Annotated in this window: 22 protein-coding genes; 14 read left to right on the top strand and 8 right to left on the bottom strand. The window is 57.4% G+C overall.

The window, feature by feature from the left end; all coding sequences use genetic code 11:
• Positions 1–127: 127 nt before the first annotated feature.
• Positions 128–2,878, bottom strand: a complete 2,751-nt coding sequence (gene gyrA, locus QQL78_RS07280; protein ID WP_284372024.1) for a DNA gyrase subunit A — start codon at positions 2,876–2,878, stop codon at positions 128–130.
• Positions 2,879–3,068: 190 nt separating this feature from the next.
• Between gyrA and QQL78_RS07275 the strand changes: the two genes are divergently transcribed.
• Positions 3,069–3,338, top strand: coding sequence for an usg protein (locus QQL78_RS07275; RefSeq protein ID WP_284372022.1), 270 nt, complete (start codon positions 3,069–3,071; stop codon positions 3,336–3,338).
• A gap of 95 nt (positions 3,339–3,433) precedes the next feature.
• The gene (locus QQL78_RS07270) at positions 3,434–4,501 is read left to right on the top strand and encodes a DUF2855 family protein (protein ID WP_284372021.1); all 1,068 of its coding nucleotides are present in this window, start codon (positions 3,434–3,436) and stop codon (positions 4,499–4,501) included.
• A gap of 2 nt (positions 4,502–4,503) precedes the next feature.
• On the opposite strand, the gene QQL78_RS07265 is transcribed toward QQL78_RS07270, so the two are convergent.
• Positions 4,504–5,463 carry a radical SAM protein gene (locus tag QQL78_RS07265; protein WP_284372019.1) on the bottom strand — a complete coding sequence of 320 codons (960 nt, stop codon included), beginning with the start codon at positions 5,461–5,463 and terminating at the stop codon, positions 4,504–4,506.
• Positions 5,464–5,683: 220 nt separating this feature from the next.
• Between QQL78_RS07265 and zwf the strand changes: the two genes are divergently transcribed.
• The 3 genes from zwf to pgi are packed head-to-tail and all read left to right on the top strand — an operon-like array spanning position 5,684 to position 9,410.
• Positions 5,684–7,150: a glucose-6-phosphate dehydrogenase gene (zwf, locus tag QQL78_RS07260; RefSeq protein ID WP_284375485.1), complete on the top strand. Its 1,467-nt coding sequence runs from the start codon at positions 5,684–5,686 to the stop codon at positions 7,148–7,150.
• A complete protein-coding gene (pgl, locus tag QQL78_RS07255; RefSeq protein ID WP_284372017.1) occupies positions 7,147–7,818 on the top strand; it encodes a 6-phosphogluconolactonase in 672 nt (223 codons plus the stop codon). The genes zwf and pgl overlap by 4 nt, the downstream gene beginning before the upstream one ends.
• The gene (gene pgi, locus QQL78_RS07250) at positions 7,815–9,410 is read left to right on the top strand and encodes a glucose-6-phosphate isomerase (RefSeq protein ID WP_386257661.1); all 1,596 of its coding nucleotides are present in this window, start codon (positions 7,815–7,817) and stop codon (positions 9,408–9,410) included. The genes pgl and pgi overlap by 4 nt, the downstream gene beginning before the upstream one ends.
• A 70-nt stretch (positions 9,411–9,480) precedes the next feature.
• Here the strand turns inward: pgi and QQL78_RS07245 are convergent, their stop codons facing one another.
• Together QQL78_RS07245 and QQL78_RS07240 are read right to left on the bottom strand one after the other, a co-directional pair.
• Complete coding sequence (locus QQL78_RS07245) at positions 9,481–9,942, bottom strand: GNAT family N-acetyltransferase (RefSeq protein ID WP_284372013.1); 462 nt, start codon at positions 9,940–9,942, stop codon at positions 9,481–9,483.
• Positions 9,943–9,948: 6 nt separating this feature from the next.
• On the bottom strand, positions 9,949–10,431 hold the full coding sequence (locus QQL78_RS07240) for an acyl-CoA thioesterase (RefSeq protein WP_284372011.1): 483 nt from the start codon (positions 10,429–10,431) through the stop codon (positions 9,949–9,951).
• Between the two features lie 91 nt (positions 10,432–10,522).
• Here QQL78_RS07240 and QQL78_RS07235 point away from each other — a divergent pair, with 91 nt between their 5' ends.
• Positions 10,523–12,142 carry a long-chain-fatty-acid--CoA ligase gene (locus QQL78_RS07235; protein ID WP_284372009.1) on the top strand — a complete coding sequence of 540 codons (1,620 nt, stop codon included), beginning with the start codon at positions 10,523–10,525 and terminating at the stop codon, positions 12,140–12,142.
• Positions 12,143–12,168: 26 nt separating this feature from the next.
• Here QQL78_RS07235 and QQL78_RS07230 read toward each other — a convergent pair whose 3' ends face one another.
• Positions 12,169–12,426 carry a zinc ribbon domain-containing protein gene (locus tag QQL78_RS07230; protein WP_284372007.1) on the bottom strand — a complete coding sequence of 86 codons (258 nt, stop codon included), beginning with the start codon at positions 12,424–12,426 and terminating at the stop codon, positions 12,169–12,171.
• 85 nt (positions 12,427–12,511) lie between these two features.
• On the opposite strand from QQL78_RS07230, the gene QQL78_RS07225 reads away from it, so the two are divergent.
• Positions 12,512–12,892: a MerR family transcriptional regulator gene (locus QQL78_RS07225; protein ID WP_284372005.1), complete on the top strand. Its 381-nt coding sequence runs from the start codon at positions 12,512–12,514 to the stop codon at positions 12,890–12,892.
• A 45-nt stretch (positions 12,893–12,937) separates the two neighbouring features.
• On the opposite strand, the gene QQL78_RS07220 is transcribed toward QQL78_RS07225, so the two are convergent.
• Positions 12,938–13,939: an aldo/keto reductase gene (locus QQL78_RS07220; RefSeq protein ID WP_284372003.1), complete on the bottom strand. Its 1,002-nt coding sequence runs from the start codon at positions 13,937–13,939 to the stop codon at positions 12,938–12,940.
• A gap of 39 nt (positions 13,940–13,978) precedes the next feature.
• The gene (acdA, locus tag QQL78_RS07215) at positions 13,979–15,175 is read right to left on the bottom strand and encodes a 3-sulfinopropanoyl-CoA desulfinase (RefSeq protein WP_284372002.1); all 1,197 of its coding nucleotides are present in this window, start codon (positions 15,173–15,175) and stop codon (positions 13,979–13,981) included.
• Positions 15,176–15,764: 589 nt separating this feature from the next.
• On the opposite strand from acdA, the gene QQL78_RS07210 reads away from it, so the two are divergent.
• The 7 genes from QQL78_RS07210 (at position 15,765) to QQL78_RS07180 (ending at position 23,070) form a co-directional block, all read left to right on the top strand.
• Positions 15,765–15,977, top strand: coding sequence for a Flp family type IVb pilin (locus QQL78_RS07210; RefSeq protein ID WP_284372000.1), 213 nt, complete (start codon positions 15,765–15,767; stop codon positions 15,975–15,977).
• 87 nt (positions 15,978–16,064) lie between these two features.
• Positions 16,065–17,288, top strand: a complete 1,224-nt coding sequence (locus QQL78_RS07205; protein WP_284371998.1) for a CpaE/TadZ family protein — start codon at positions 16,065–16,067, stop codon at positions 17,286–17,288.
• Positions 17,285–18,943: a TadA family conjugal transfer-associated ATPase gene (locus QQL78_RS07200; protein WP_284371996.1), complete on the top strand. Its 1,659-nt coding sequence runs from the start codon at positions 17,285–17,287 to the stop codon at positions 18,941–18,943. Before QQL78_RS07205 ends, QQL78_RS07200 begins: the two co-directional genes overlap by 4 nt.
• Positions 18,943–19,896 carry a type II secretion system F family protein gene (locus QQL78_RS07195; protein WP_284371994.1) on the top strand — a complete coding sequence of 318 codons (954 nt, stop codon included), beginning with the start codon at positions 18,943–18,945 and terminating at the stop codon, positions 19,894–19,896. Before QQL78_RS07200 ends, QQL78_RS07195 begins: the two co-directional genes overlap by 1 nt.
• On the top strand, positions 19,889–20,857 hold the full coding sequence (locus QQL78_RS07190; protein ID WP_284371993.1) for a type II secretion system F family protein: 969 nt from the start codon (positions 19,889–19,891) through the stop codon (positions 20,855–20,857). The genes QQL78_RS07195 and QQL78_RS07190 overlap by 8 nt, the downstream gene beginning before the upstream one ends.
• Before the next feature lie 7 nt (positions 20,858–20,864).
• Positions 20,865–21,296 (top strand): TadE/TadG family type IV pilus assembly protein, encoded by a 432-nt coding sequence (locus tag QQL78_RS07185; protein ID WP_284371992.1) that lies wholly within the window; start codon positions 20,865–20,867, stop codon positions 21,294–21,296.
• Positions 21,286–23,070 carry a pilus assembly protein TadG-related protein gene (locus QQL78_RS07180; RefSeq protein ID WP_284371991.1) on the top strand — a complete coding sequence of 595 codons (1,785 nt, stop codon included), beginning with the start codon at positions 21,286–21,288 and terminating at the stop codon, positions 23,068–23,070. The genes QQL78_RS07185 and QQL78_RS07180 overlap by 11 nt, the downstream gene beginning before the upstream one ends.
• An 83-nt stretch (positions 23,071–23,153) precedes the next feature.
• Here QQL78_RS07180 and QQL78_RS07175 read toward each other — a convergent pair whose 3' ends face one another.
• Positions 23,154–23,639 (bottom strand): helix-turn-helix transcriptional regulator, encoded by a 486-nt coding sequence (locus tag QQL78_RS07175; RefSeq protein ID WP_284371990.1) that lies wholly within the window; start codon positions 23,637–23,639, stop codon positions 23,154–23,156.
• Between the last annotated feature and the right edge of the window lie 164 nt (positions 23,640–23,803).

Genomic DNA, 23,803 nt, shown 5'->3' with positions numbered 1-23,803 from the left:
GGGGCTTTTCAACAGTTGCTAGGTGCGCAAACGCCAAGGATCACCGACAGGCGGTTTGTCCAAAAGGGGCCTGTCTGGGGTGGTCATGCAGCCCAGTGGAGGGCAGGTGCGCAGGGGCCGACGCAGATTACTCTGCGTCGGGAACCACATCATCCTCATTGCCCTGATCCGCGATCCAGGCGACGCTTACCACAACTTCGTTGCGGCCCGTGTCGAACACCTTGACCCCGCCGGCGCTGCGCGAGCGGAAGGAGATCCCTTCAATCGGCACCCGGATGGACTGGCCTTTCGACGTGGCCAGCATGATCTGATCATCCATTTCCACAGGGAAGCTGGCGACGATCTGACCGCCGCGCATGGCTTTGTCCATTGCGGTCACACCCAGACCACCACGGCCACGCACTGGGTAATCATGGCTGGAACTCAGCTTGCCCGAGCCCTGCGCAGTGATTGTCAGCAGCAGGTTTTCAGCCGCAGACATTTCCGCATAGCGGGCCTGATCAATGGTGGCATTTGGATCAGCTTCTTCATCGGTGCCGTTCTCGGCATCATCGGCAATCCCAGCCATCGCGCGGCGCATCTTGAGATAGGCGGCACGTTCATCGCTGGTGGCGTCAAAGTGGCGGATGATCGACATGGAAACGACCTTGTCATCGCCGTTCAGTTTGATGCCGCGCACCCCGACAGAGGCGCGTGAGTTGAACACCCGTACATCCGTGGCCGGGAAACGAATGGCACGGCCAGAATCAGTGACCAGCATCACATCATCATCATGCGAGGCGATGCGGGCGTTGATCAGTGTGGTTTCGGCATGCTCGTCCTCAAACTTCATCGCGATCTTGCCGTTGCGCATGACATTGGTGAAATCCGACAGCTTGTTACGCCGCACAGTGCCTGCCGAGGTGGCAAAGACCACTTGCAGATCGTCCCATTCTTTTTCATCGCGATCCACAGGCATGATCGCGGCGATCGACACACCTGTCGGGATGGGCAGGATGTTCACAATCGCCTTGCCTTTGGAGGTGCGCCCGCCCGCTGGTAAACGCCAGGTCTTGAGTTTGTAGACCATGCCGTCAGTGGTAAAGAACAACAGCTGTGTATGGGTGTTGGCCACGAAAAGGGTGGTGACCACATCCTCTTCCTTGGTGGCCATGCCGGACACGCCTTTGCCGCCACGGCGCTGGCTGCGGAAATCAATCAGCGGGGTGCGCTTGATGTAACCACCGGATGTCACGGTCACGACCATGTCTTCACGTGCAATCAGATCCTCGTCGTCCATGTCACCGGACCAGTCGACAATCTCTGTGCGGCGCGGCACGGCGAAGAGGTCTTTGCACTCCTGCAATTCGTCCGAGATGATCCCCATGATCCGCTCACGAGAGCCCAGAATCTCAAGGTATTCCTTGATCTTGCGGGCCAGTTCTTCCAGTTCGTCCGTTACTTCTTTCACACCGATCTGGGTAAGGCGCTGAAGGCGCAGTTCCAGAATGGCGCGGGCCTGAATTTCGGACAGGTTATAGGTGCCGTCCTCGTTTGCCGTATGGGTCGGATCGTCGATCAGCGCGATATAGGGCAGGATGTCCTGCGCGGGCCAGCGCCGCTCCATCAGTTTCTCGCGGGCTTCGGCGGCATCAGCAGAGGCGCGAATGGTGGCGACCACCTCGTCAATATTGGTAACAGCCACGGCCAGACCACAAAGGATATGGCTGCGGTCGCGCGCCTTGCGCAGCAAGAAGGCGGTGCGCCGAGCGACTACCTCTTCGCGGAAATTAAGGAAGCAAGTCAGGAACCGGCGCAGGGTCAGGGTTTCGGGACGTCCACCGTTCAGCGCTAGCATGTTACAGCCGAAATAGGTCTGCATCGGTGTGAAACGGAACAGCTGGTTCATCACCACTTCGGCAGTGGCATCGCGTTTCAGTTCGACAACCACGCGCACACCATTGCGGTCGGATTCATCCTGAACGTGTGCAATGCCTTCGATCTTTTTATCACGCGCCGCCTCGGCGATGCGTTCGATCATCGTGGCTTTGTTCACCTGATAGGGGATTTCGTCGATGACAATCGCCCAGCGGTCCTTGCGGATCTCTTCAACGCGGGTTTTGGAGCGGATCACAACGGAGCCGCGCCCTTCAAGATAGGCTTTGCGCGCGCCGCCACGGCCCAGCATGATGCCGCCGGTGGGGAAATCGGGACCGGGAATATAGTCGATCAACTGCTCTGACGTCAGGTCAGGCTCTTCGATCAGCGCCAGACAGGCGTCAATCACTTCGCCAAGGTTATGCGGCGGAATGTTTGTCGCCATACCAACCGCAATACCGCCCGCGCCATTGACCAGCATATTTGGAAAACGCGCAGGCAGGACGGTCGGTTCTTGCTGCTTACCGTCGTAGTTGTCCTGAAAGTCGACGGTTTCCTTGTCGATATCGGCCAACAGATAGGCGGCGGGTTTGTCCATGCGCACTTCGGTATAGCGCATCGCGGCGGCGTTATCGCCATCCATCGAGCCAAAGTTGCCCTGACCGTCGAGCAGCGGCAGCGACATGGAGAAATCCTGTGCCATGCGCACAAGGGCATCATAGATAGCAGAGTCGCCATGTGGGTGATACTGGCCCATCACATCGCCCACTGGGCGGGCCGACTTGCGATAGGATTTGTCGTGGGTGTTTCCGGTCTCATGCATGGCATAGAGAATGCGCCGATGAACCGGTTTCAGACCGTCGCGCAGATCGGGAATGGCACGCGAAACGATGACCGACATGGCATAATCCAGATAGGATGTGCGCATCTCATGTTCGATGGTAACCGACGGGCCGTCATAGACGTATTTCTCCGGCAGGTTTTCATCATTGTTATCAGGTGTTTCTGGCGTGTCGTTCACGTTGGGTGCTCGGCTTTTTATCAGATCTACATATAGCGTTCAGATATAGCAGAGAGCGCAGATAGGGTGCAATCCCTGTGGCCCCGCTGCACCGGTTTATCCCGCTGCTTGGCCCCAAGGTTTTGTTTTCATTGAAAAGTAAATCCTTTGTGCAAGGCTGGTGGTGCAGCAGCAAGAAAGGGAGGTCAAAATGACCCCATCAGAGACCGAGTTGATGCTAAAAGGCTATGGGCTGACCACGGCAGAGTTCTTTTACCACATGCCCGATTATACCCATGTCCTGAACAGCTATATCTGGCAGGAATATGATCTGGCCCCGGATCATCCGAAACTGTTCGAATTTGTTGAGTTCTGGCAGAAGGAAATTGACGGGCCTTTGCATTCCGTGCGTTTTTCCCACCGCAAACTGATCGGCGCGGGAGAGTGGCAAAATCAGGTTGGCGAATTCACCTTACATTAGAGGGTGCCAAAGTGCCGCAACGTCGGATGGATTCGTGCAAGCGCAATGGGTGCCGCTTGGGTTAGGCTGATGCCATATCCATGGGAGGGCATGACATGCAGCGCATTTTGGTAGACCAGCAAAAGATCACCACCGTTATGCAAAACGATGTAACGCCGGCAGACCTGCACCCGAGGGAGGCGCGGATTGCGCTGGAAAGCTTCGCGCTGACCGCCAATAACGTCACCTATGCCGCCTCCGGTTTCGCCATCGGCTATTGGCAGTTTTTTCCAAGTGGGATTGCAGGGCAGGGCATTGTGCCGGTCTGGGGCGTTGGCAAGGTTGTGGAAAGCCGCAATGAAGCCTTGGCTGTCGGGACACGGCTCTACGGGTTTTATCCGATGGCCGAAACGCTGGTGATCACGCCGGAAGTGTCATCGCGTGGAAATGTCACTGATGTCGCAAGCCACCGCAGCCAATTGCCCGCTGTCTACAACCGCTATGTGCCGGTCGGCGACACCACCCCGGATCAGGACCATATTCGTGCGCTGTTGCAGCCCCTGCTGGCAACCTCTTATCTCTTGTCGGACTGGCTGGAGGATAACAGCTACTTTGGCGCAAAACAGGTGATCATCGGCAGCGCGTCGTCCAAGACCGGTCTGGGGCTGTGTAAATATCTGGCCGAGGCCAAGGGCCGGGGTTTCAAGATTGTCGGGCTGACTTCCGAGCGTAACCGCAGTTTTGTGCAAGGTTTGGGTGCCTGTGATCAGGTGCTGAGCTATGATGAGATCACCCAGCTGGCGCATGCACCTTCAGTCTATGTCGATATGGCGGGCAATGCGGCGGTGAAGGCTGCGCTGCACAAACATCTGGCGGAGGACCTGAAACATTCAGCCGCAGTCGGGATCAGCCATTGGGATGCGTTTAACCCTTCTGTTGAACTTGACGGTGTGAAACCAGAGTTCTTTTTTGCACCAGCCCAGATCGCCAAACGCCGCAAGGAGTGGGGCGCGGGCGAGATCGACCGGCGGATTACCGACGCCTTTATGCGTTTGGCCAGGGAGGCTTCTGACTGGCTGACAGTCACGGTGCATAGCGGGCTATCGGCGGCACCACAGGTCTATGCGGGCTTGGCCGAAGGCACAGCAGACCCGTGCGAAGGGCATGTGATCAGGCTGGTATAGGCTCAGGCCGAACAGCTGGCCCCGCCCAAAACGCAGAACTTTGCGCAATGGGGATGGTTCAGGGCGACGTCTTTCTCCGCCTCCTCCAAGGTATTGCCCAGTTCGAATTCCGCAGAATAGGGCAGCAGGGTGCAGGCCAGCACCGCCGGTTTCTCTGCTCCCTTGCGTTTGACAACCATGCGCGAAGAGGAACACATCACCGCGTCAGGGGATTTATCCAGAATGCCCCAACAGGCCGTGGTGATTTCCGGCACTTCAACGCTTTCATCCATTTCGGGAAACAGCACCGTCATGGCAGGGTTATGCGCGTCGATATCCAGCCCGTGTTCCGCATAAAATGCGCCATAACCGGCACGGCTTTCCGCGTCACTGTCACCAAAGACCGAACGCCCCGCCACGGCCATGGTAAACCCGTTATCGCGCAGCCATTTCATGCCGGTCAGGGTTTTCTCAAATGCGCCAGCGCCACGTTCCGCATCATGGAGTTCAGCGCGGTGGTGATCGACGGAAATCCGCAGCGTCAGCTTGCCCGGATAAGCGGCATTCAACCGCAAAAGCCCGGCCTGCATGGATTTGCGCATCATCGGACGCATGGCATTGGTCAGGATCAAGACATCATACCCACGGGCAAGCGAGGCTTCGGTGATCTCGATCATCTGTGGGTTCATAAAGGGTTCGCCACCGGTAAAGGCAATCTCGGTGACCGGCCAGTTGCGCGCCTTGATTTGATCAAGATAGTCGCGCACCTCATCCGCACTGATATAGACTAGGGCATCATTGCTGGGGCTTGAGGCAATGTAGCAGTTTACACATTCGATGTTGCACAGGGTGCCGGTGTTGAACCACAGCGTTTGCGGATTGCTCAGCGCCACCGTGGCCCGCTTTTCCCCCTTGGCGGTCAGCGCAGGGTCTTGGAACTTGCCGATATTGGCGGTTCCGCCCGTGACGTCCAGATCTTTCATGACTGCTCCTTGCTGCGCAACTTTTGCTGTGAAACCACTTGTTTCATTGCTGTGCGTGTTATCCATTGTGCTACGATATCGGGGGTAGGTTTGAAAGACCTGCAACTTAGGTGTGCACGGCCTTGTGAACGGCAGAAATATGGCTATGTTACCGCTAACAATAGCGACGACGATATAAGACGGGGATAAAATGACCAAGCTTCATGATGGTGTGCCGCATATGGTATCGCGGGTTATTCCGGTAGATCCCTTTGATCTGGTGATCTTTGGTGGAACCGGGGATCTGGCGCGGCGCAAGATTTTGCCGGGGTTGTTCCGCCGGTTCATGGCCGGGCAGATGCCGCCAGAGGCAAGGATCATCGGGGCGGCACGTACCGATATGGACAGCGCTGGATACCGCGAGATGGTCGCGGGGGCGATTGATGAGTTCGGTGGAATCGACACGCCGCCCGCTGATACGCTTGCCGCGTTTCTGGCGCAGCTGGAATATGTGACCATTGATGCCAAAGGCGAGGCCGGTTGGGCCGAATTGCAAGATCTGATGAAAGGGACAGGCCGGGTTGAGGCCTATTATTTCTCTGTCGCACCTTCCTTGTTCGGTGATCTGGCTGAACGGTTGCAGCATTGGGGCATGGCAGATGAAGATGCCCGCATCGTGGTCGAGAAACCCTTCGGCCGCGATCTGGCCACGGCCAAGGCGTTGAATGGCACGCTGGCCAAGTATTTTAACGAAGATCAGATTTACCGGATCGACCATTATTTGGGCAAAGAGACCGTGCAAAACCTGATGGCGGTGCGTTTTGGCAATATGCTGTTCGAACCTTTGTGGAATGCGCAATACGTGGATCATATCCAGATCACCGTGGCAGAAACCGTGGGTGTCGGGGGCAGGGGCGAATATTACGATAAATCCGGTGCCATGCGCGATATGGTGCAGAACCACCTGATGCAGCTTTTATGCCTGATCGCGATGGAACCACCGGCGCGGTTTGACCCTGATGCGGTGCGCGATGAAAAACTCAAGGTGATCAGGGCGCTGGATCCGGTCCTGCCGCACCACATTATGCGCGGCCAATATGAGGCTGAGGCGGGGCAAGAGGCGGAAAACCCAAGTTACCGCGAGGCCGTGGGCGATCCACGCTCCAAGACAGAGAGCTTTATCGCGCTGAAAACCCAGATCAGCAATTGGCGCTGGTCAGGCACGCCGTTTTATCTGCGCACCGGCAAGCGGATGGCGGCGCGGTCCTCGGAAATCTCGGTGGTGTTCAAGGAAACGCCGCATTCGATTTTCGGACCGGATGCAGGGCAACACCGCAACGTGCTGTCGATCCGGCTGCAACCAAACGAGGGCATTACACTGGGTGTGACCATCAAGGAACCCGGGCCGGGTGGTATGCGTCTGATTGATGTACCGCTTGATATGACCTTTTCCGAGGCTTTGGGCGATGACGCCGAACATGTAGACGCCTATGAGCGGCTGATCATGGATGTGATCCGGGGCAACCAGACCTTGTTTATGCGCGGCGACGAAGTTGAGGCGGCATGGGCCTGGACCGATCCGATCATCCATGGATGGGAAGCCCGCGGCGAGGTGCCCAAACCCTATGACAGCGGCTCTGATGGCACCACGGATTCACATGAATTGATGCGGCGTGATGGCCGCGAATGGCGAAAGGTATCCCTATGAATATGATCGAATACGCCGACCGGGAAATGTTGGCGATGTCTGTTGCGAATGTGCTGGCTGGTGAGCTGCGCAAGTCTTTGGCAGTGCAGGATCACGTCACCTTTGCCCTGCCCGGTGGCACCACGCCCGGCCCGATTTTCGAAATGCTAAGCGCAGTTGAGCTGGAGTGGTCCCGCGTGCGTGTGATGTTGACCGATGAACGCTGGGTGGATGAAGAGAACGCGCATTCCAATACGCGGTTGGTGAAAAACACCTTGCTGACGGGGGTTGCGGCCGAGGCAGAGTTTATCCCGTTCTATCGTGATGGCCTGTCCGCCGCTGACGGGGCGGCAGAGGTTGCGCCGACATTGGCGGAGCATTTTCCCTTGTCGCTGTTGTTGCTGGGCATGGGGGCTGACATGCACACCGCGTCGCTGTTTCCGAATGGAGAGGGCGTGGGCAAGGCGATGGCCAATGATGCGCCGCTGCTTTGTGCTGTGCAACCGGCAGATCAGGATATGGTGCGGGTCACCTTGCCGCTGCATGTGCTGAATGGTTCCATGTCGACCCATGTGGTGATCTTTGGCGACGACAAACGCGCTGCGGTGGAGCGGGCCCAAAGCCTGCCACCGGAAGAGGCACCGATTGGAGCGGTACTGGCCAACGCCACCGTGCATTGGGCCGCGTGATGGAGATCTGGAATAAACTTCACACCCGCCACGAAGCAATTGGCGAACGGCCCATTCTGGCACTGTTCGAAGATGCAGGGCGGGCGCAGGCCTTTACGATCCGCACGCAGGATATGGCGTTTGACTATGCCAAAACCAATATTGATGCGGACACCCGCGCTGATCTGATTGCGCTGGCCGAAAGTGCCGGCGTGGCAGAGAAACGCGATGCCATGTTCCGGGGTGAGAAAATCAACGACACCGAGGGGCGTGCGGTTCTGCACACCGCTTTGCGCAACCGCGATGATGCGCCGGTTCTGGTGGATGGGCAGGACGTGATGCCCGCCATCCGCGCGACATTAAAACGGATGGCAGACTTTTCCGATGAAATCCGCGCCAGCGAGATCACCGACGTGGTCAACATTGGCATCGGTGGCTCCGACCTTGGCCCCGCTATGGCGGTGGCGGCGCTTGCCCCGTATCACGACGGGCCGCGCTGCCATTTTGTGTCCAATGTGGATGGGGCGCATATCGCGGATACCTTGCGCGGGCTGGATGCGAAAACCACGCTGGTGATCGTCGCCTCCAAGACCTTTACCACCATCGAAACCATGACCAATGCCCGCACCGCACGGGCGTGGATGGTGGATCATGGTGGTGATCCGGCAACGCAGTTTGCGGCGCTCAGTACAGCAGAAGACAAGACCGCGGCTTTTGGCATCGATGCGGCGCGTGTTTTCGGCTTTGAGGATTGGGTTGGCGGGCGCTATTCCGTCTGGGGACCGATTGGCCTGTCCTTGATGATCGCCATCGGACCAAAGGGGTTCAACGCCTTCCTTGACGGTGCCCATGCGATGGACACACATTTCCGTGCCGCTGAACCATTGGAAAACATGCCGATGATGCTGGCGCTGGTCGGCATCTGGCACAATCAGATCTGCGGCCATGCCACCCGCGCCGTACTGCCCTATGATGAACGTCTGTCGCTTTTGCCTGATTATTTTCAACAGCTTGAGATGGAATCAAACGGCAAGCGTGTGCAGATGGATGGCACCGCATCACCGCGTGATACGGGCCCGGTTGTCTGGGGCGCGGCGGGCACCAACGGGCAGCATGCGTTTTATCAGCTGATCCATCAGGGCACCCGTGTGATCCCTTGTGAATTTATGGTTGCGGCCAATGGCCATGAACCGGAGTTGGCGCATCATCATCACCTTCTGATTGCCAATTGTCTGGCCCAGTCCGAAGCCCTGATGCAGGGGCGTTCGCTGGCGCAGGCCCGTAAGATCATGCAGGAGAAGGGGTTGACGGGTGAGGAGCTGGAACGGCAGGCGCAGCACCGCGTCTTTGTCGGCAATCGTCCCTCGACCACCTTGGTCTATGACCGGCTTGATCCCTATATTCTGGGCCAGATCATTGCACTCTATGAACACCGGGTGTTTGTCGAAGGGGTGATCCTGGGCATCAACTCCTTTGATCAATGGGGCGTGGAACTGGGCAAAGAACTGGCCACATCGTTGCAACCTGTTGTCGAGGGCACGCAAGGTACCGAAGGCAAGGACAGCTCGACCGCAGCATTAGTGGAGTATCTGATCAACCTGCGCGACAAGTGAACAGGGTCAGACAGAGTAGGGGCAGCGCAAACGGCTGCCCCTGACGTCATTCTACCAGCGTTGTTTTTACTCAGACCTTGTGATCATAGGTGATCCACATGGTGCGGGTCGCCAGTTTGTCATAGACACCACGCCCGCGATAATTGTCGTCAGCGGTGATCCAGCGCACCACAGGCCAGCCGTTTTCACGCGCCACATCCGCAACCGCCTTGATCAGCGCATCCGCCGCACCAGAGCCACGCGCCGCAGGATCCACAAACAAATCATCCAGAAAACAATTTGTCCGCGCGCCTAGGCAGCTGACAAAAGGTCGGTAGTGGGTCAGGCCGATCAGCTTGCCCGCCGCGTTTTCGGCCACAATCCCGTTGCTGCTGTGATCCGCATCCATCAGCCAGCCAAACACCCGGTCGCGCATTTCGCTGGTCTGTTCGACTTTGTAAAACGTGGCATAGCCTTGGTAGAGCACATCCCATTCCGCGCGGTCCGCGGCTTTGAGCGGGCGGGTAGTAACCGATTTTTCCGGCATCGACATCTATTATTATCCTTCCTGTGTTGCGCCATCGACGGCGATAAAGCGGGCACGAATGGCATCGGGGATCGCAAACCGACCAGACCCGTCCGGCTGTAGCAGCACCAGCACACAATCAAATGTTGCCCGCAATGTACCGGCAGACCAGATCTGTTGCGCCAGCGTATAGGAGTTGGTGCGAAAGGCGCTGCACCGGCAAGTTGCGATGTAATCTTCGTCCATACGCATTTCCTGACGGTAGTGAATATTGCCCGAGCGGATCACGATGCGCGGATTCACACCCCCTGCGCCGTAGTTCGAAATGCCCCATTCCTGCGAATAGCGTACCCGCAGCCGTTCGAACCATTCCAGATAAACCGTGTTGTTGACATGATTCAGCACGTCCAGTTCGGAAAAGCGCACCCGGTCTGCCACAGCCAAGGGTTGTACTGGGTCAATGCCGGCAACAACCTGTTGGGCGGGGGTGAGCGGTGTATGATAAAGTAACGTCATGTCACATGCTTAAAGTGCATCACCACCGCCTTGCAAGAGGGGGTCGGATTGTCCAAGTTGAGGCAAAACAATTCTCTGGGAGGAGACCACAATGCTTGGCCAAATGATGACGCAGCCGCTGCTGATTTCGAGCCTGATCGCCCATGCCGAACGCTACCATGGGGAGGCCGAAATCTATTCCGTTAACACCGGTGGCGGGATAGAGCAGACCTCATGGGCGCAGGTGGGGCAGAATGCCCGCAAGCTGGCAGCAGCGCTGACCGGGCTGGGCCTTGAGCCACAGGCGCGCTGCGGCACAATTGCATGGAACAACCGGCGCCATCTTGAGATTTATTTCGGCGTCTCCGGTGGTGGCTTTGTCTGTCACACGATCAACCCGCGCCTGTTCCCGGAACAGCTGGTCTATATCCTGAACCACGCCGAAGATAAGGTTTTGTTCATCGACAAAACCTTTGTGCCCCTTGTCGCCGCGATCCGCGACAAGCTGGAGCATCTTGAACATATCGTGTTGATGGAAGGTGCTGATGAAGATGCTGCCAAGGCTTTGCCGGGGTTGAAGTTTTACGATGATCTGATTGCCGCAGGTGATGCGGAATACGCCTGGCCGCAGATAGACGAGAACACCGCCTCAAGCCTGTGTTATACCTCTGGCACCACGGGCAACCCCAAGGGGGTGCTCTATTCTCACCGCTCTACCGTATTGCATTCTTTCGGCGTTAATCTGGCGGACAGCATCAGCTTTTCAGCGTCTGACATTGTGCTGCCCGTCGTACCCATGTTCCATGTCAACGCGTGGGGCACCCCATATGCCTGTGCGATGAGCGGGTCGCGTATGGTGATGCCGGGGCCGGGGCTGGATGGTCCGTCATTGGTGGGCCTGATTGACAGCCACAAGGTGACGATTGCACTTGGCGTGCCTACCATCTGGCTGGGCCTTTTGGGTGAAGCCAAGAAGATTGGCAGCAAGCTGGAAAGTTTGAACAAGACCGTTGTGGGCGGGTCCGCGTGTCCTCCGTCAATGATCGCGGCCTTCCGTGAAGAGTTTGGTGTGGATACGGTGCATGCTTGGGGCATGACAGAAATGTCACCTTTGGGCTCGGTCAACCAGCCGCTTGCCAAACACAAGGACCTGCCATTGGAAGAGCAACACCGTTTGCGGGAAAATCAGGGGCGCCCGGTCTTTGGGGTCGAACTTGAAATTCTGGATGATGATGGAAAGCCGCTGCCGCATGACGGCAAGGCGCAGGGCGATCTGGTCACCCGTGGCCATTGGATTCTAGATGCCTACTTCCGCTCTACAACCGAAGAGACGCTGACCAATGGCTGGTTTGATACAGGTGATGTCGCCACCATGGACCCTGATGGCTATATCACCATCAAGGACCGCTCCAAGGATATCATCAAGTCGGGCGGCGAATGGATCAGCTCGGTCGAGTTGGAGAACATTGCAATTGCCCATCCAAAGCTTGCAGATGCGGCAGTGATCGGCGCGCGCCATGAAAAATGGGACGAACGCCCGGTATTGGTTGCGGTCAAGGCCGAGGGGCAGGACCCGTCAGAGGCTGATGTGCTGGGTATTTTCGAGGGTAAGATTGCCAAGTGGCAAGTGCCTGATCGCGTGGTGTTTACCGATGTGCTGCCGCGCAACGCTACAGGCAAGGTGTTAAAGCGCAACCTGCGGGACGAATTCGGTGAAGTCCTGATCGGCTAAACCAGAAAACAGGCCGGGAAGGGGTGTTACACCCCTTTCCACCGTTCAAGACGTGGAATGCCACGGGTGAACAACCAGGCCATGATCTTGGGCATGCCAGAGCGTTGCAGGGCCTCTACACAATGTTGCTGGAATTCGGTCACGCTGACGTCGGGGTGGCGAAATGCGCCTGCATCATAGCAGATCGAACAATAGGTGGTGCTGATGCTGCCATCCGCCTCGGTTCCGCCGCCTTGCGGGTCCTTGGCCAATGGCATCCCGCAGCTCTGACATGAATTTCCCATGAGCATTCCTTTCGATGAGGTGATTGCGTCTTGGGGATGATCATTGTATAAACCATGGACCATTGTCAACGGTTTTGGGGATATTATGCGCATCGGAGAATTGGCCAAGCAAGCGGCCGTCAGTCGGGACACGATCCGGTTTTATGAACGTCACGGGTTGATCCGCTCTGCTGTGGATCCGGCAGCGGGCAATGGGTATCGGGTCTATCCAGAAGATGCGATTATGACGTTAGAGGTGATCCGCGATGCGCAGGCCGCAGGGTTAAGTATCGCTGATATCACGTTGTTTTTCAGTGCATTCTTAGCACAGGATATTGATCAGGACGCGAGCGACTTCCTTGATGCCAAGATCGCGGAAACCACAGAGAAAATCACCGCCAGCCAGCGGTTTCTTACCCTTTTGCAAGACACCAAGGCAGCATTGAAACGTGCGCCACAGGACGGGCTGGATGAGGTGAACACCTAAGCGCGCCCAAATGGGGCCGATCAACTGTCAATAGCCTCTGCCAGCTTAGCAATACTTCTCCGGCCCGTTCCACTGTGCGGCGGCATACCGGTCGCCATGGGCCCAACCAACCGGCAGGATCGTCTCTATCTCTTCAAGCTCCGCCGCAGTTAAGCTCCGGTTGACCCCTTCAAGAAGCTGCGAGAAATGCGTCAGGGAGCGGGTGCCGGGGATCGGGATCACGTGATCGCCTTGCGCGAGCAGCCACGCGATGGCCAATCCGGCGGTCGATATGCCCATTTCCTTTGCCAAGGACTGCAAGGCGTTAACCGCAGCGATATTGGCGCTGTAATTCGGTTCGGTGAAACGCGGATTGCTGGCCAAAAAGGGCAGCTTTTGCACGGCCTCCAAACTATGCGGCCTGTCAGTCAACAGGGACCGGCCCACAGGGGAAAAGGCAACCAATGCTGTGCCCAGCGCCGCGCAGGTCTGTACCAGCCCCAGTTCAGGCGCACGTGTCGACAGTGAATATTCCGATTGCACCGCCGCCACCGGATGCACCGCATGGGCGCGGCGCAGGGAGGAGGGCGCGATTTCGGAAAATCCGATTGCCTTGGTCTTACCGGCCTTCACCAGCGCCGCCATTGTTTCGGTCACTTCTTCGATGGGCAAGGCCGGATCACGGCGATGGACATAATACAGATCAACCGCCTCTACACCCAGACGTTTCAGGCTGCCCTCTAATTCGGCCTGCAGGTGCTGTGCGGAGTTGTTGAAGATATTGCCGGGACCATCGGGATTGCGGGTGATCCCGCCTTTGGTCGCTATGGTAAAGTGATCCCGGGCTTGCGGATGTGCCGAAAGATAGGTCCCGATGACGGTTTCTGACGTGCCCAAGCCATAAACATTGGAGGTATCTATGTGGTTCACACCCGCCCTGCGTGCGGCATCCAGAATGGCATGGCTTTCGGTTTCGTTGGTTGGTCCGTAGAAATTAGAGAATGACATGGCACCGATGCCCAGCGGGTGTACCTGCGGTCCGTTTTTGCCAAGAGTTCTGGTTTTCATGGGGTTTCCTGTCTGCAAGGGGAAGCGGGGTACACGGGGCTAGTTTGCGCCGCGGGTCTGTGGGGTGCGCATCTCCAGAAGGCTGCCGGCAAGCTGGGTGCGCAGGATCTGGGCGGTGCCGCCGCCAATGGTGAACATGCGTACATCGCGGTACATCCGTTCCAGCGGCTCCTCCCCCCCGTAACCGCGTGCACCAAAGATTTGCAGCGCATCATTCACAACCTTGATGGCCATTTCCGATGCAAACAGTTTTGCCCGTGCGGCCATGGTGATGTCGGGAAAGGGGGAGCCGTTTGCACCACGTGAGTGTGCGGCCTCCTGCAACATCAGCCGCGCCGCATGGACAGACGTGTCCATATCGGCCAGCATCCATTGCAACCCCTGAAACTCTGCCAGCGGCCTGCCGAATTGTTCGCGTTCTTGCAGGTATCTTTTGGCGTGTTCCATGGCACCGGCGGCAACACCCATCGCAATGGTGCCTGCGCCGACACGCTGACTGTTATAGGCGTTCATCAAATCGGCAAAACCGTGTTTGAAACCGGAGGGTGGTTGCAGGACAAAATCATCCGCGATGAAAACGTCCCGGAAGGCCAGTGTCGCCTCTGGCATGCCGCACAGGCCCATGGTGCGTTCGCGTCCCACCACCTCAAAGCCCTGTGCATCATGCCCCGCATCAGGATCATGACAAAGGATAAAACCGCCAATGCCCAGTTCCGCCCCGGTTTCATCCAGCACACGGGCAAAGACAAGATGCAGCTTTGACACCCCGCCGCCAGTGATCCAGTGCTTGGTGCCATTAAGCAGATAGCCCCCATCGTTGCGCCGCGCGGTGGTTGTCATCTGCGTGGCGGCGCTGCCGGCTTGGGGTTCTGTGATACAGATGGCTGGCTTGTCACCGGCCAGAACGTAGGGCGCGACAAGTTCTTTCTGGGCCTGCGTGCCATAGGCCATGATGGCGCTGATCCCGCCCATGTTGGCCTCCACCACAATGCGGGCGGTCAGGGTGCAGGCTTTGGCGATTTCCTCTACCACCACCACAGTGTCCAGCCAGGATGCGCCTTGCCCGCCCAGATCGGTGGGCAGGGTCATTCCCATGATACCAGCGTCTGCCAATTCGGTGACATTCTCCCAGCAATAGCTGCGGGTGCGGTCCCACTTCGCGGCGCGGGGGGCGAACCTGGCGGCGAGGTCTTTGGCGATGGCGCGATACTCTGTGCAGGATGCGGCTATGTTCATGGGGCAAGTGTTACGGGATTTCCCAGAGAGGACAACCGTTGAGAAACACCTCTGTCAGACTTGGTGGCAGGGCGGGTTTGCCTAGGGCTTAGGTCCACCCCATGCAGGAAGCAAAATTGCGTGGCCGAATTTTCGTCATGTGGAGATGGCCAAACAGTTCCAAATTTACGCAAGGCGCAACGACGACAAGAAGTAAAGCAACGGGCGGGCGGGGACATAGAATCGCTTGTCAGGGCCAGATCAACCGTGTCGAAATCCGTGTTTCTGGTCCGTGACTGGTCGAAAAACGCAGAATCGGAATCCGAAATACGCATGTCCGAAAGATGGACCAATTCCACTAGTTGCGCCAAAATCCAGCAAAGCGGGTGACTGCCATATTTTGGACATACGGGGGGCTATCGAGGAACACCAACGGGTCTGAAACGCATCATACCTTGGTATGAAAGACCTGCTTCAATGGTCTGATAGGCAATTATTCACACCCAAGGCGGATATCGACGGAGCACGGGGCATGCCATTTCTATTTCACCCCGGGTCACTAGCGACCCTCACAGGTCACTACCGACCACCAAACCGAAAAGAGAACAACATGACCCTTACACGTAAAGCACTGAACAAAGCCCTGCGCACTTTCGCCAAAGACGAAGACGGCGCGACAGCAATTGAATACGCCCTGATGGTTGCCCTTGTGGGTGCCGTGATCGTGGTTGGCGTTACCCAGCTTGGTACCTCCACCAATAACAAGTTCACTGGCGTTGCCACAACAATCGACAACGCAGGTGAAGGCGAGTCCGGCAGCTAATCGCCACTCGGGTTCAGTGTTTGCGGACGGTGGTTCGCAAACACTACTCCTTCATCCTTTCCGCGTTGTAACCACAGGCATCATCACATGACAGTTTCCAATCCATCCCATGGCGCACCAAATCCGGTGGCCGCATATGTCTGTACCGATCAAGGTGCCGATATTGCGCGCAGCGTGGTTGATACATTGATTGGAGATCAATCCCCGCTGCATGGCGGCGGGTTGGGTGGTGCCGCACGTGTGTGCCGCACTCCAGCACCAGATAGGATGGTACTGGCGGAAATGGGCAATATGACCCTTGAAGCAGCCTGTGAATGTGTCGCAGAGATCCGCCAGACCGGCGCATATGTAATTGTGCTGGGTGACAAGGCCGATCTTGCGATCTATCGCGCGTTGCGCAACGCAGGTGCCGAAGAATATTTCGCCTTTCCGGTCAGCCCGGACGAAATCATTGCCGCCAATGACAATATTAAAGAGCCCGTGCAACAGCTGGTTCAGGACACCCCGATTGTACGGGGCACCTGTATTGGTGTGACGGGCTGTAACGGGGGGGTTGGCACAAGCCTACTGGCCCAGAACCTCGCCTTTCATTCAGCGGCAGCCAATGGTGGTGCGCTGCATACCGCATTGATTGATGCAGATCTGCGCTTTGGCTCTCAGGCGATTGATCTGGACCGCAAAGATACGCCCGGCCTGTTTGAAGCTCTGTCCGCGCCAGACCGTGTGGATGAGACCTTTCTGGGTGCCACCATGGAGAAACTGACCGACCGGCTGTCGTTCTATTCTCAACAGGCGCATATCTCGCAAAACGTCGATGCACTGGATGCAGCTTTTCCACCGTTGCTTGAGGAAATCAAAACCAAGTTTGACTCGGTGATTGTCGATCTGCCGCGCACCACATTGGTGGCAAATCCGCAATTCGCCCATTGCCTTGATACCTTGGTTCTCGTGATCCCGGCAGGGTATGCTGGCGTCAACGTGGCCAGCCGTCTGATGTCCGTGCTGAAATCAGAAGCGCCGACGCTCAAGATCCTGCCGGTGCTGTCAGAACTGCGGCTGGACGCCAAGTTGACCGCAAAAGACATCAGCATCGGTATCGGGCAGGAGGTTCAGGCAACCCTGCCAGAAAGCGCCAAAGCGCTGAGCCGGGCTCATCGCGCTGCCAAGTCCCTGATCGAAAGCCAGCCCCGCGCGCCTTACGCCAAGGCCACCCGCGCGCTGTGGGCCAAAGCCACCAAACCACCGCAAGACACCGCCAAGATATCAGTGGCGAAGTCCAAAATGGGCTTCTTTAAACGGGCAACAGCATGACCGTTCATTTGCCGCAACCCTCTTTGCGTGAAGCGGTGGCTTTGGTTGTCGAGATCGCGCAGCAATTTGACGCGGATGGTCTGCCCGCGGAAGAACGGGCAAATGCTGCCGTTTCCTATGTAATCGAACGTCAGAGTTTCCCCTGGCCGTTGGCTCTGCAACGGCAGATCCTGACGCAGGCAACTGCAGCGCTAAGGCTGGAAGCCTCTGAAGAGACTGGAGAGCCCTTGCCAGATGAGGCGGCGGAATCCTCCCTTGATAACACATTCGCCGCGGCGCAACCGGTTGACGTTTCCCATGCGCCGGCAAAAGCTGAAAACCCCGAACCCGCCGCAAAGCGCACTGCGGTTTCGGCACAGGTTGCGGCAAGTTCAAACGCTGCGCCCCCCTCGATCAAGATGCTGTCATTGGCCAATGATGTAGTGCATGCGCTGCTAGAGTTTCTTGATTTTTCCGAGCTGGCGGCAAAGCCACGGGCCGAACAGGAAATCCTGATCCGCAGCGGCATTGAAACAGTGTCGACCGATCGAAAGCTGCATCTGAACGGGCGCGAGATTGCCGAACTGGTGGCGGCGGTTCTGGCCGATATGCTGGGACTTGGTCCGCTTGAATCACTGCTGGCAGATGACCGTGTGACCGATATCATGGTCAACGGACCGGACCAGATTTTTGTGGAACGTGGTGGTAAGCTTGAACTGACACAGGTGCGGTTTCGCGACAATGAACATGTGTTTACCGTGGCGAGCCGGATTGTTGCCGCTGTCGGGCGGCGTATTGATGAATCACAGCCGATGGTGGACGCGCGCCTTGCCGATGGCAGCCGGGTGAATATTGCGGTGCCACCGCTGGCGATTGACGGGCCGACCATTACGATCCGTAAATTCCCTTCCTCTCCGGTGAAGCTGGAGAAACTTGTTGAAGGTGGCAGCCTGACCGCACAGATGAGCCGTTTTCTGGCGCTGGCGGCCTATATGCGCCTGAACATCCTTGTGTCGGGCGGGACCGGTTCGGGTAAAACAACGCTGATGAACGCCATGTCGGGGTTTATTCCCGAAGGTGAACGCATTGTTACCATCGAAGATGCCGCTGAACTGCGGTTTCAGCAGGAACATGTTGTGCGCTTTGAAACCCGCCCGCCCAATGTGGAAGGCACGGGTGAAGTGACCATGCGCACCCTGGTGCGCAACGCGCTGCGGATGCGCCCGGATCGCATCATCATCGGTGAGGTGCGCGGCGACGAGGTCCTGGATCTGTTGCAGGCGATGAACACCGGCCATGACGGCTCCATGAGCACTTTGCACGCCAACTCTCCGGCCGAGGCGCTGACCCGTGTGGAAAGCATGGCAGCGCTGGCTGGGTTTGCGCCGGGAGGCGGGGTTGTCCGCCGCCAGCTGGTCGACGCGGTGCATCTGATTGTTCAGGTTTCGCGGATGCGGGATGGGAAACGGCGGGTGACGTCGATTTCCGAACTGACCGGCCTGTCGGGTGACGTGATTACATTGCAGGAACTGTTTTCCTTCCAGACCGATCCCGAGAGTACGCGTACCAAGGTCACAGGCAAACATGTCTATTCCGGCTACCGTCCCGGATTTTCAAGCCGGGCGGCGGATTACGGTGTGGCGGAAGAGCTCGATTCCATTCTGGGGGTTAAGTAATGTCGACATTTACCATCCTGTTGATGGCTGGGTTTGCCTTGAACGCGGCTTTGATCCTGCTGGGCTTTGTCCTTGCAGACCGTCAGCGCCGCCGCCACATCGCCCGGCTGCACCGCCAGAAAGAGACAATGTCCCTGCCGGTTGTGCAGCATTCCAAATCAAAGAAACGCGGCAGCGCGCGGCCCACCAATGCGATCGAACGGTTCGTGGCGTTTTTTGAACGCCAGCTTGATCAGACCAGCCTGCGTATTGGTGTGAACGAACTGCTGATACAGGTGGGGATTGGTCTTTTGGCGCTCTACGCTCTGGCGGTGCTGGCGCTTGGGCTGCATCCTTTGACCGCTTTGCCGGTGGCTGTAGTTTTGACCTTCGGCATATTGATGAGCCTGCTGAACATCGCGCAAAACCGCTATAAAAAAGCCTTCGCGGCGGGGCTTCCTGAAGCATTGGATATTTTTGCCCGTGGCTTGCGGGCAGGGCGTCCGGTCACCGATTCAATGGCCATTGTTGTCGATAACTCAAGCGGGCCAATCCTGCACGAGTTCAGCCGCTGTCGTGATGAGGTGCGTATGGGCACGTCACTGCCGGAATGTCTGGAGCGGTTGAGCGCGCGGTTGCCCTTGGCCGAGGTCAATTTCTTCGCAGTCTCCACTGCCTTGCAGGCGGAAACTGGCGGCAATTTGATTGAAACCATGGAAAACCTCGCCACGCAGCTGCGCGAACGCCGCAAACTGCGCAAGAAAGCGCGGGCATTGTCCTCGGAAGCGCGGGCCAGCGCGGTGATCCTTGCGTCTTTGCCCTTTGCCGTAACCCTGCTGATTGCGGTGTTGAACGGTTCCTATCTTGAGCCACTTTATGCGGATCCGCGTGGTCGCCTCATGGCCGGCGTGGCCCTTGGCAGTATCGCCTTTGGCATCTTTGTGATGGTGCGGATGGGCAAGCTCGATGTCTGAGACCTCTATGCATATCTTCTGGATGGCCTTTCTGGGGCTGACCACTGCGATGCTTGCGTTGACGCTTTTGATGTTCACCGAACATCAGCGCAGCCTGCGCGCAGCGCGGTTGAACCGTGCCAACGGGTCGGAGAAAGCGCGCCGCGTTGACGGTGCTGCCGAACGCCGTGGCTTTCTGGGCGGGATCACTGGCAAGCTGCGCCAAGTGGTTGTCCTGATCGGAGAACGTCTGGCTGTGGTATTGGGCGGGGAATCCCGCGAAACCGCTGCAAACCTGTCCTCAGCCGGGTTTCGCAGCCGCGATGCCCTGTTGATCTATGCGTTCCTGAAAACCATCCTGCCTTTGGCCGCTTTGCTTGGCGGGTTGATCTATCTGGGTGCTACACGGCCTTTGGACATCACCATCATCGTGCCCGCTGCCATGGTGATCGGTGCCGCGCTGGCCTTGTCCATGGGGGTCGATTTTGTCGTCAACAAGGCCCGCACTGCGCGTCTGGCCCGCATCCGGCTGAGCTTTCCCGATATGCTTGAGCTGATCGTCATCACCTCGGAGGCCGGGCTGGGTCCGCAGCCAGCACTGCACCGCGTTGCACAGGAAATGGCGGTGACCCATCCTGATCTGGCGCAGGAAATGCTGCAAATGGTGTCGGAGATGGCGATGACCAGTGATGCCCGTGGTGCCTATGACAAGCTGAACATCCGCGCACCGCTGCCGGAAATTGCCGTATTCACCCAGACATTGGATCAATCCGACAGATACGGCACGCCCTTTGCCCGCGCAATGCGCACCCTGATCGACGAGCAACGCAGCAACCGTTTGGTGGCTGTCGAGGAAAAAGCCGCGCGCCTGCCGGTTCTGATGACCATGCCTTTGATCTTTTGCATCATGCCCGCGGTATTTGTGGTGCTGGTCGGGCCCGCAGCGCTCAGTGTTCTTGACAATATTCTTTCCGGAGGCTGATCCTATCATGCTGACCCAACCCCTTGCTTTCCTAAAGCGTTTCCGTCGTGATCAATCCGGTGCGGTGGCTGTTGAATTCGTACTGCTGGCACCGCTGGTATTCGCATTGCTGTTCGGGATCATCATTGTTGGCTATTACATCGGCGTCAGCCATTCAGTATCGCAGCTGGCCACAGGTGCGGCGCGGGCATCGGTTGTCGGGCTGGACACGGAAGAACGCGAAACACTGGCACTGGCCTATCTTGACCGTGCGAGCGTCAACTATCCGATGTTGAAACAGGATGCGTTGACCTCTGAGGCCCTGCTGGAAGAGGGTACACCGCCCGGAGTCACCGTGACGGTCTCCTATGAGGTTGACGGTTCCATCATCGGCGTTGCCAACAGCCTTCTGGGTCTTAGCCTCTCGGATATCAAGGGGAGTGCATATCTTGCCTATTAAACCGCATTTTCTCAGATCATTCAGCCGGGATGAAAGTGGCGCTGTTGCGGTGATTGTGTCTCTATTGCTGACCGTGTTGCTGGGGTTTGTAGCGCTTGGCGTAGATGTGGCATCGCTCTATCGTGAAAACGCGAACCTGCAGGCGGATGCCGATCTGGCCGCGATGAGCAGCGTGCGCGACCCGGATGAGGCAACCCCGCGCGCGCAGCTTTCACTGGGCCACAACCAACGCGAAACCGATACCCTGTCCGAGTTGGTGACAGGTCGCTATTTACGCAATCCCGAAATTCCACGTGACAATCGGTTCACCCCCTTGTCAACCGGCAATCCGGCGATCAATGCAGTGCGGGTTAAGCTCAAAGACGAAGGGCCCCTTCATTTTGCCAAGATATTCTCGGACGATGATCATGTTGACCTGACCCGCAGCGCAACCGCCATCCGTACAGGTGCCGCCAGTTTTTCCCTGAACAGCAATATTGCCCGGTTGGACATCACCGATCTGAACGCGGCTTTGTCACAAAGCTTTGGCACGGAAGTCTCCATTTCGGCAGGGGATCATTCGGCGCTGGCCAGCACATCGGTGAATATGGGGGATTTGCTAAAGGAACTGAACCAGCTTTCAGGCAACGCCTCGCGCAATCCGGCCGCCATTCTGGATGAAGGAACCACTGCGGGTGATGTGTTTACCGCTTTGCAGAATATCCTCCCCGCCGGTGCCTCCGGGGGTTTGGGGGCTTTGATCGGGGCAGGTGGCTTGATGGCCCTGGATGTCGAGGCGCTAGTGGGCGGAATCGACAGTGACCTTGGGCTGACCGCCTTTGAATTTGCCTCCGACATTGACGTGACCGCGCTGGATATTGTGAACGCGGTGGCCAGCGTCAACAGCTTCCAGCATGAGTTGGCAGCGGATGTGGCGATTGCTGTGCCCGGTGTTGCTTCTGTGACCTCCCGGCTTGCTGCTGGCGAACCACCCGCACGGTCCGGCTGGGTTGCTTTGGGCGAAGAAGGGGTGCAGCTGCACAGGGCGGCAGCACGGGTCCTGACCGAAGTCTCCCTTGATCCGAACCTGCTGGGATCGCTTGGGGTGGGGGTATCGGTCACTAGCCTGGACCTGCCGATCTATGTTGAGGTCGCAGGCGCGACAGCAACTTTGGAAGAAATCAGCTGCGTTTCCTCAGAGCCGGAAGCGCTTGCCGCGCGGTTTTCCACCGCGCCCACGCCGATCAGCCCCGAAAATGGCACATCGGTTGCCGCACTTTATCTGGGCAAGGTGGCGGAAGACGTGTTCACCAGCGGCCCGATCAGCGCATCAGACCTGAGTTTTGCTGATATTCTCGATCTCACCCTGCGGATTGATCTGCCTTTGCTGCCAGATATCGTGATTGCCGGTATTACCGTTCAGGCACGCTCAAATATCACTGTTGGACAATCCCAGACCGAAACCATCCGTTACACCAATGACGATGTGACCAACAATCGGATGATCCGCCATTTTGGTTCGGGTGAACTGGTGGGGTCTGCCATCTCAACCTTGCTGTCGCCTGCCCATACCGAGCTGCGGGTGAAGCCGGGGCAGGAGGGGCTGATCACACCACTTGCAGCACCTCTGGTTTCTGCCGTGCTGTCGCTGTTGCCAAACCGTCTGCTCAGTGCGCTGGCTGCGCCCTTGGACGGGGTGGTGGATACGGTATTGAACAGTGCAGGTCTGCGGTTGGGTGAGGGGGAGCTTACCCTGGAAGGCCATCACTGTGAAGCAATCCGGTTGGTGCAATGAACGCCATGGTGCAACAGACACAGAAAAAGCGGACCCCAAAAGGCCCGCTTGATCAGATACAATTGTGGTTTGGTGCTGGAAACCTAGGCCTGCAGGGCGGCCTGTTCGCTGTTCTTGTTACGCCCAACCAGCGGCAGAATGCGCCGTGTCGGCACCGAAGAAGTCCGCTGGCGCTGTTCGGTTTTGGTTTCATTTGCGATGGCACAGATTTCATCCGTGACAAAAGCGATCAACTGATACCGCGATCCCATCCCGGACTTTTGATAAATGCTGCTGAGTTGCGATTTGATTGTCGCAATGGCACAGCCGCGCATTTCTGCAACTTCACTGTTGGAAAAACCTTTGGCGACAAAAATAGCCACATCGGCTTCGGCCTGCGACAGACCCCATTCTGGGGCATAGCGGGCAATAACGCTTTCTTTGGCGGCGGGGGCGGCAAACTCTGACGCAGCCTGTTTTTGCTTCTTGCGCATTTTGTCTTGGTAGGAGGCAACCTGCTTGAAGCAAAGATAGGCAACCGCGCTGGTCAGCGCAAAGAACAGCGCAAACAGCCCTACGATTGTCGCCATTTTTGTACCTGCCTGCTCCAAGGCGAAGGCAACGACAAGAAACGTCTTCAATGCGGCGACACTAAAGACCAAAACGAACCCGGAAACCCAATACCGTAACACCTGCATATCCCATCTGTTGTTTTCACAATTGTACCCATGCTGTTTTAGCGGCCAATATGTCG

This window comes from Sulfitobacter pacificus (assembly GCF_030159975.1).
GTDB lineage: Bacteria > Pseudomonadota > Alphaproteobacteria > Rhodobacterales > Rhodobacteraceae > Sulfitobacter > Sulfitobacter pacificus.
The sequence above is the reverse complement of the archived record's forward strand: the minus strand, read 5'-3'. Positions and strand labels throughout refer to the sequence as shown.

What these genes read in the sequence shown, in the direction of transcription:
- QQL78_RS07185 (WP_284371992.1), top strand. Translation starts at nt 20,865, where the DNA reads ATGCTGACCCAACCCCTTGCTTTCCTAAAGCGTTTCCGTCGTGATCAA.
- QQL78_RS07220 (WP_284372003.1), bottom strand. Translation starts at nt 13,939, where the DNA reads ATGAAAACCAGAACTCTTGGCAAAAACGGACCGCAGGTACACCCGCTG.
- QQL78_RS07235 (WP_284372009.1), top strand. Translation starts at nt 10,523, where the DNA reads ATGCTTGGCCAAATGATGACGCAGCCGCTGCTGATTTCGAGCCTGATC.
- QQL78_RS07265 (WP_284372019.1), bottom strand. Translation starts at nt 5,463, where the DNA reads ATGAAAGATCTGGACGTCACGGGCGGAACCGCCAATATCGGCAAGTTC.
- QQL78_RS07245 (WP_284372013.1), bottom strand. Translation starts at nt 9,942, where the DNA reads ATGTCGATGCCGGAAAAATCGGTTACTACCCGCCCGCTCAAAGCCGCG.
- QQL78_RS07225 (WP_284372005.1), top strand. Translation starts at nt 12,512, where the DNA reads ATGCGCATCGGAGAATTGGCCAAGCAAGCGGCCGTCAGTCGGGACACG.
- QQL78_RS07210 (WP_284372000.1), top strand. Translation starts at nt 15,765, where the DNA reads ATGACCCTTACACGTAAAGCACTGAACAAAGCCCTGCGCACTTTCGCC.
- QQL78_RS07270 (WP_284372021.1), top strand. Translation starts at nt 3,434, where the DNA reads ATGCAGCGCATTTTGGTAGACCAGCAAAAGATCACCACCGTTATGCAA.
- QQL78_RS07195 (WP_284371994.1), top strand. Translation starts at nt 18,943, where the DNA reads ATGTCGACATTTACCATCCTGTTGATGGCTGGGTTTGCCTTGAACGCG.
- QQL78_RS07240 (WP_284372011.1), bottom strand. Translation starts at nt 10,431, where the DNA reads ATGACGTTACTTTATCATACACCGCTCACCCCCGCCCAACAGGTTGTT.
- QQL78_RS07200 (WP_284371996.1), top strand. Translation starts at nt 17,285, where the DNA reads ATGACCGTTCATTTGCCGCAACCCTCTTTGCGTGAAGCGGTGGCTTTG.
- QQL78_RS07275 (WP_284372022.1), top strand. Translation starts at nt 3,069, where the DNA reads ATGACCCCATCAGAGACCGAGTTGATGCTAAAAGGCTATGGGCTGACC.
- zwf (WP_284375485.1), top strand. Translation starts at nt 5,684, where the DNA reads ATGGTATCGCGGGTTATTCCGGTAGATCCCTTTGATCTGGTGATCTTT.
- acdA (WP_284372002.1), bottom strand. Translation starts at nt 15,175, where the DNA reads ATGAACATAGCCGCATCCTGCACAGAGTATCGCGCCATCGCCAAAGAC.
- pgl (WP_284372017.1), top strand. Translation starts at nt 7,147, where the DNA reads ATGAATATGATCGAATACGCCGACCGGGAAATGTTGGCGATGTCTGTT.
- QQL78_RS07205 (WP_284371998.1), top strand. Translation starts at nt 16,065, where the DNA reads ATGACAGTTTCCAATCCATCCCATGGCGCACCAAATCCGGTGGCCGCA.
- QQL78_RS07230 (WP_284372007.1), bottom strand. Translation starts at nt 12,426, where the DNA reads ATGGGAAATTCATGTCAGAGCTGCGGGATGCCATTGGCCAAGGACCCG.
- QQL78_RS07190 (WP_284371993.1), top strand. Translation starts at nt 19,889, where the DNA reads ATGTCTGAGACCTCTATGCATATCTTCTGGATGGCCTTTCTGGGGCTG.
- QQL78_RS07175 (WP_284371990.1), bottom strand. Translation starts at nt 23,639, where the DNA reads ATGGCGACAATCGTAGGGCTGTTTGCGCTGTTCTTTGCGCTGACCAGC.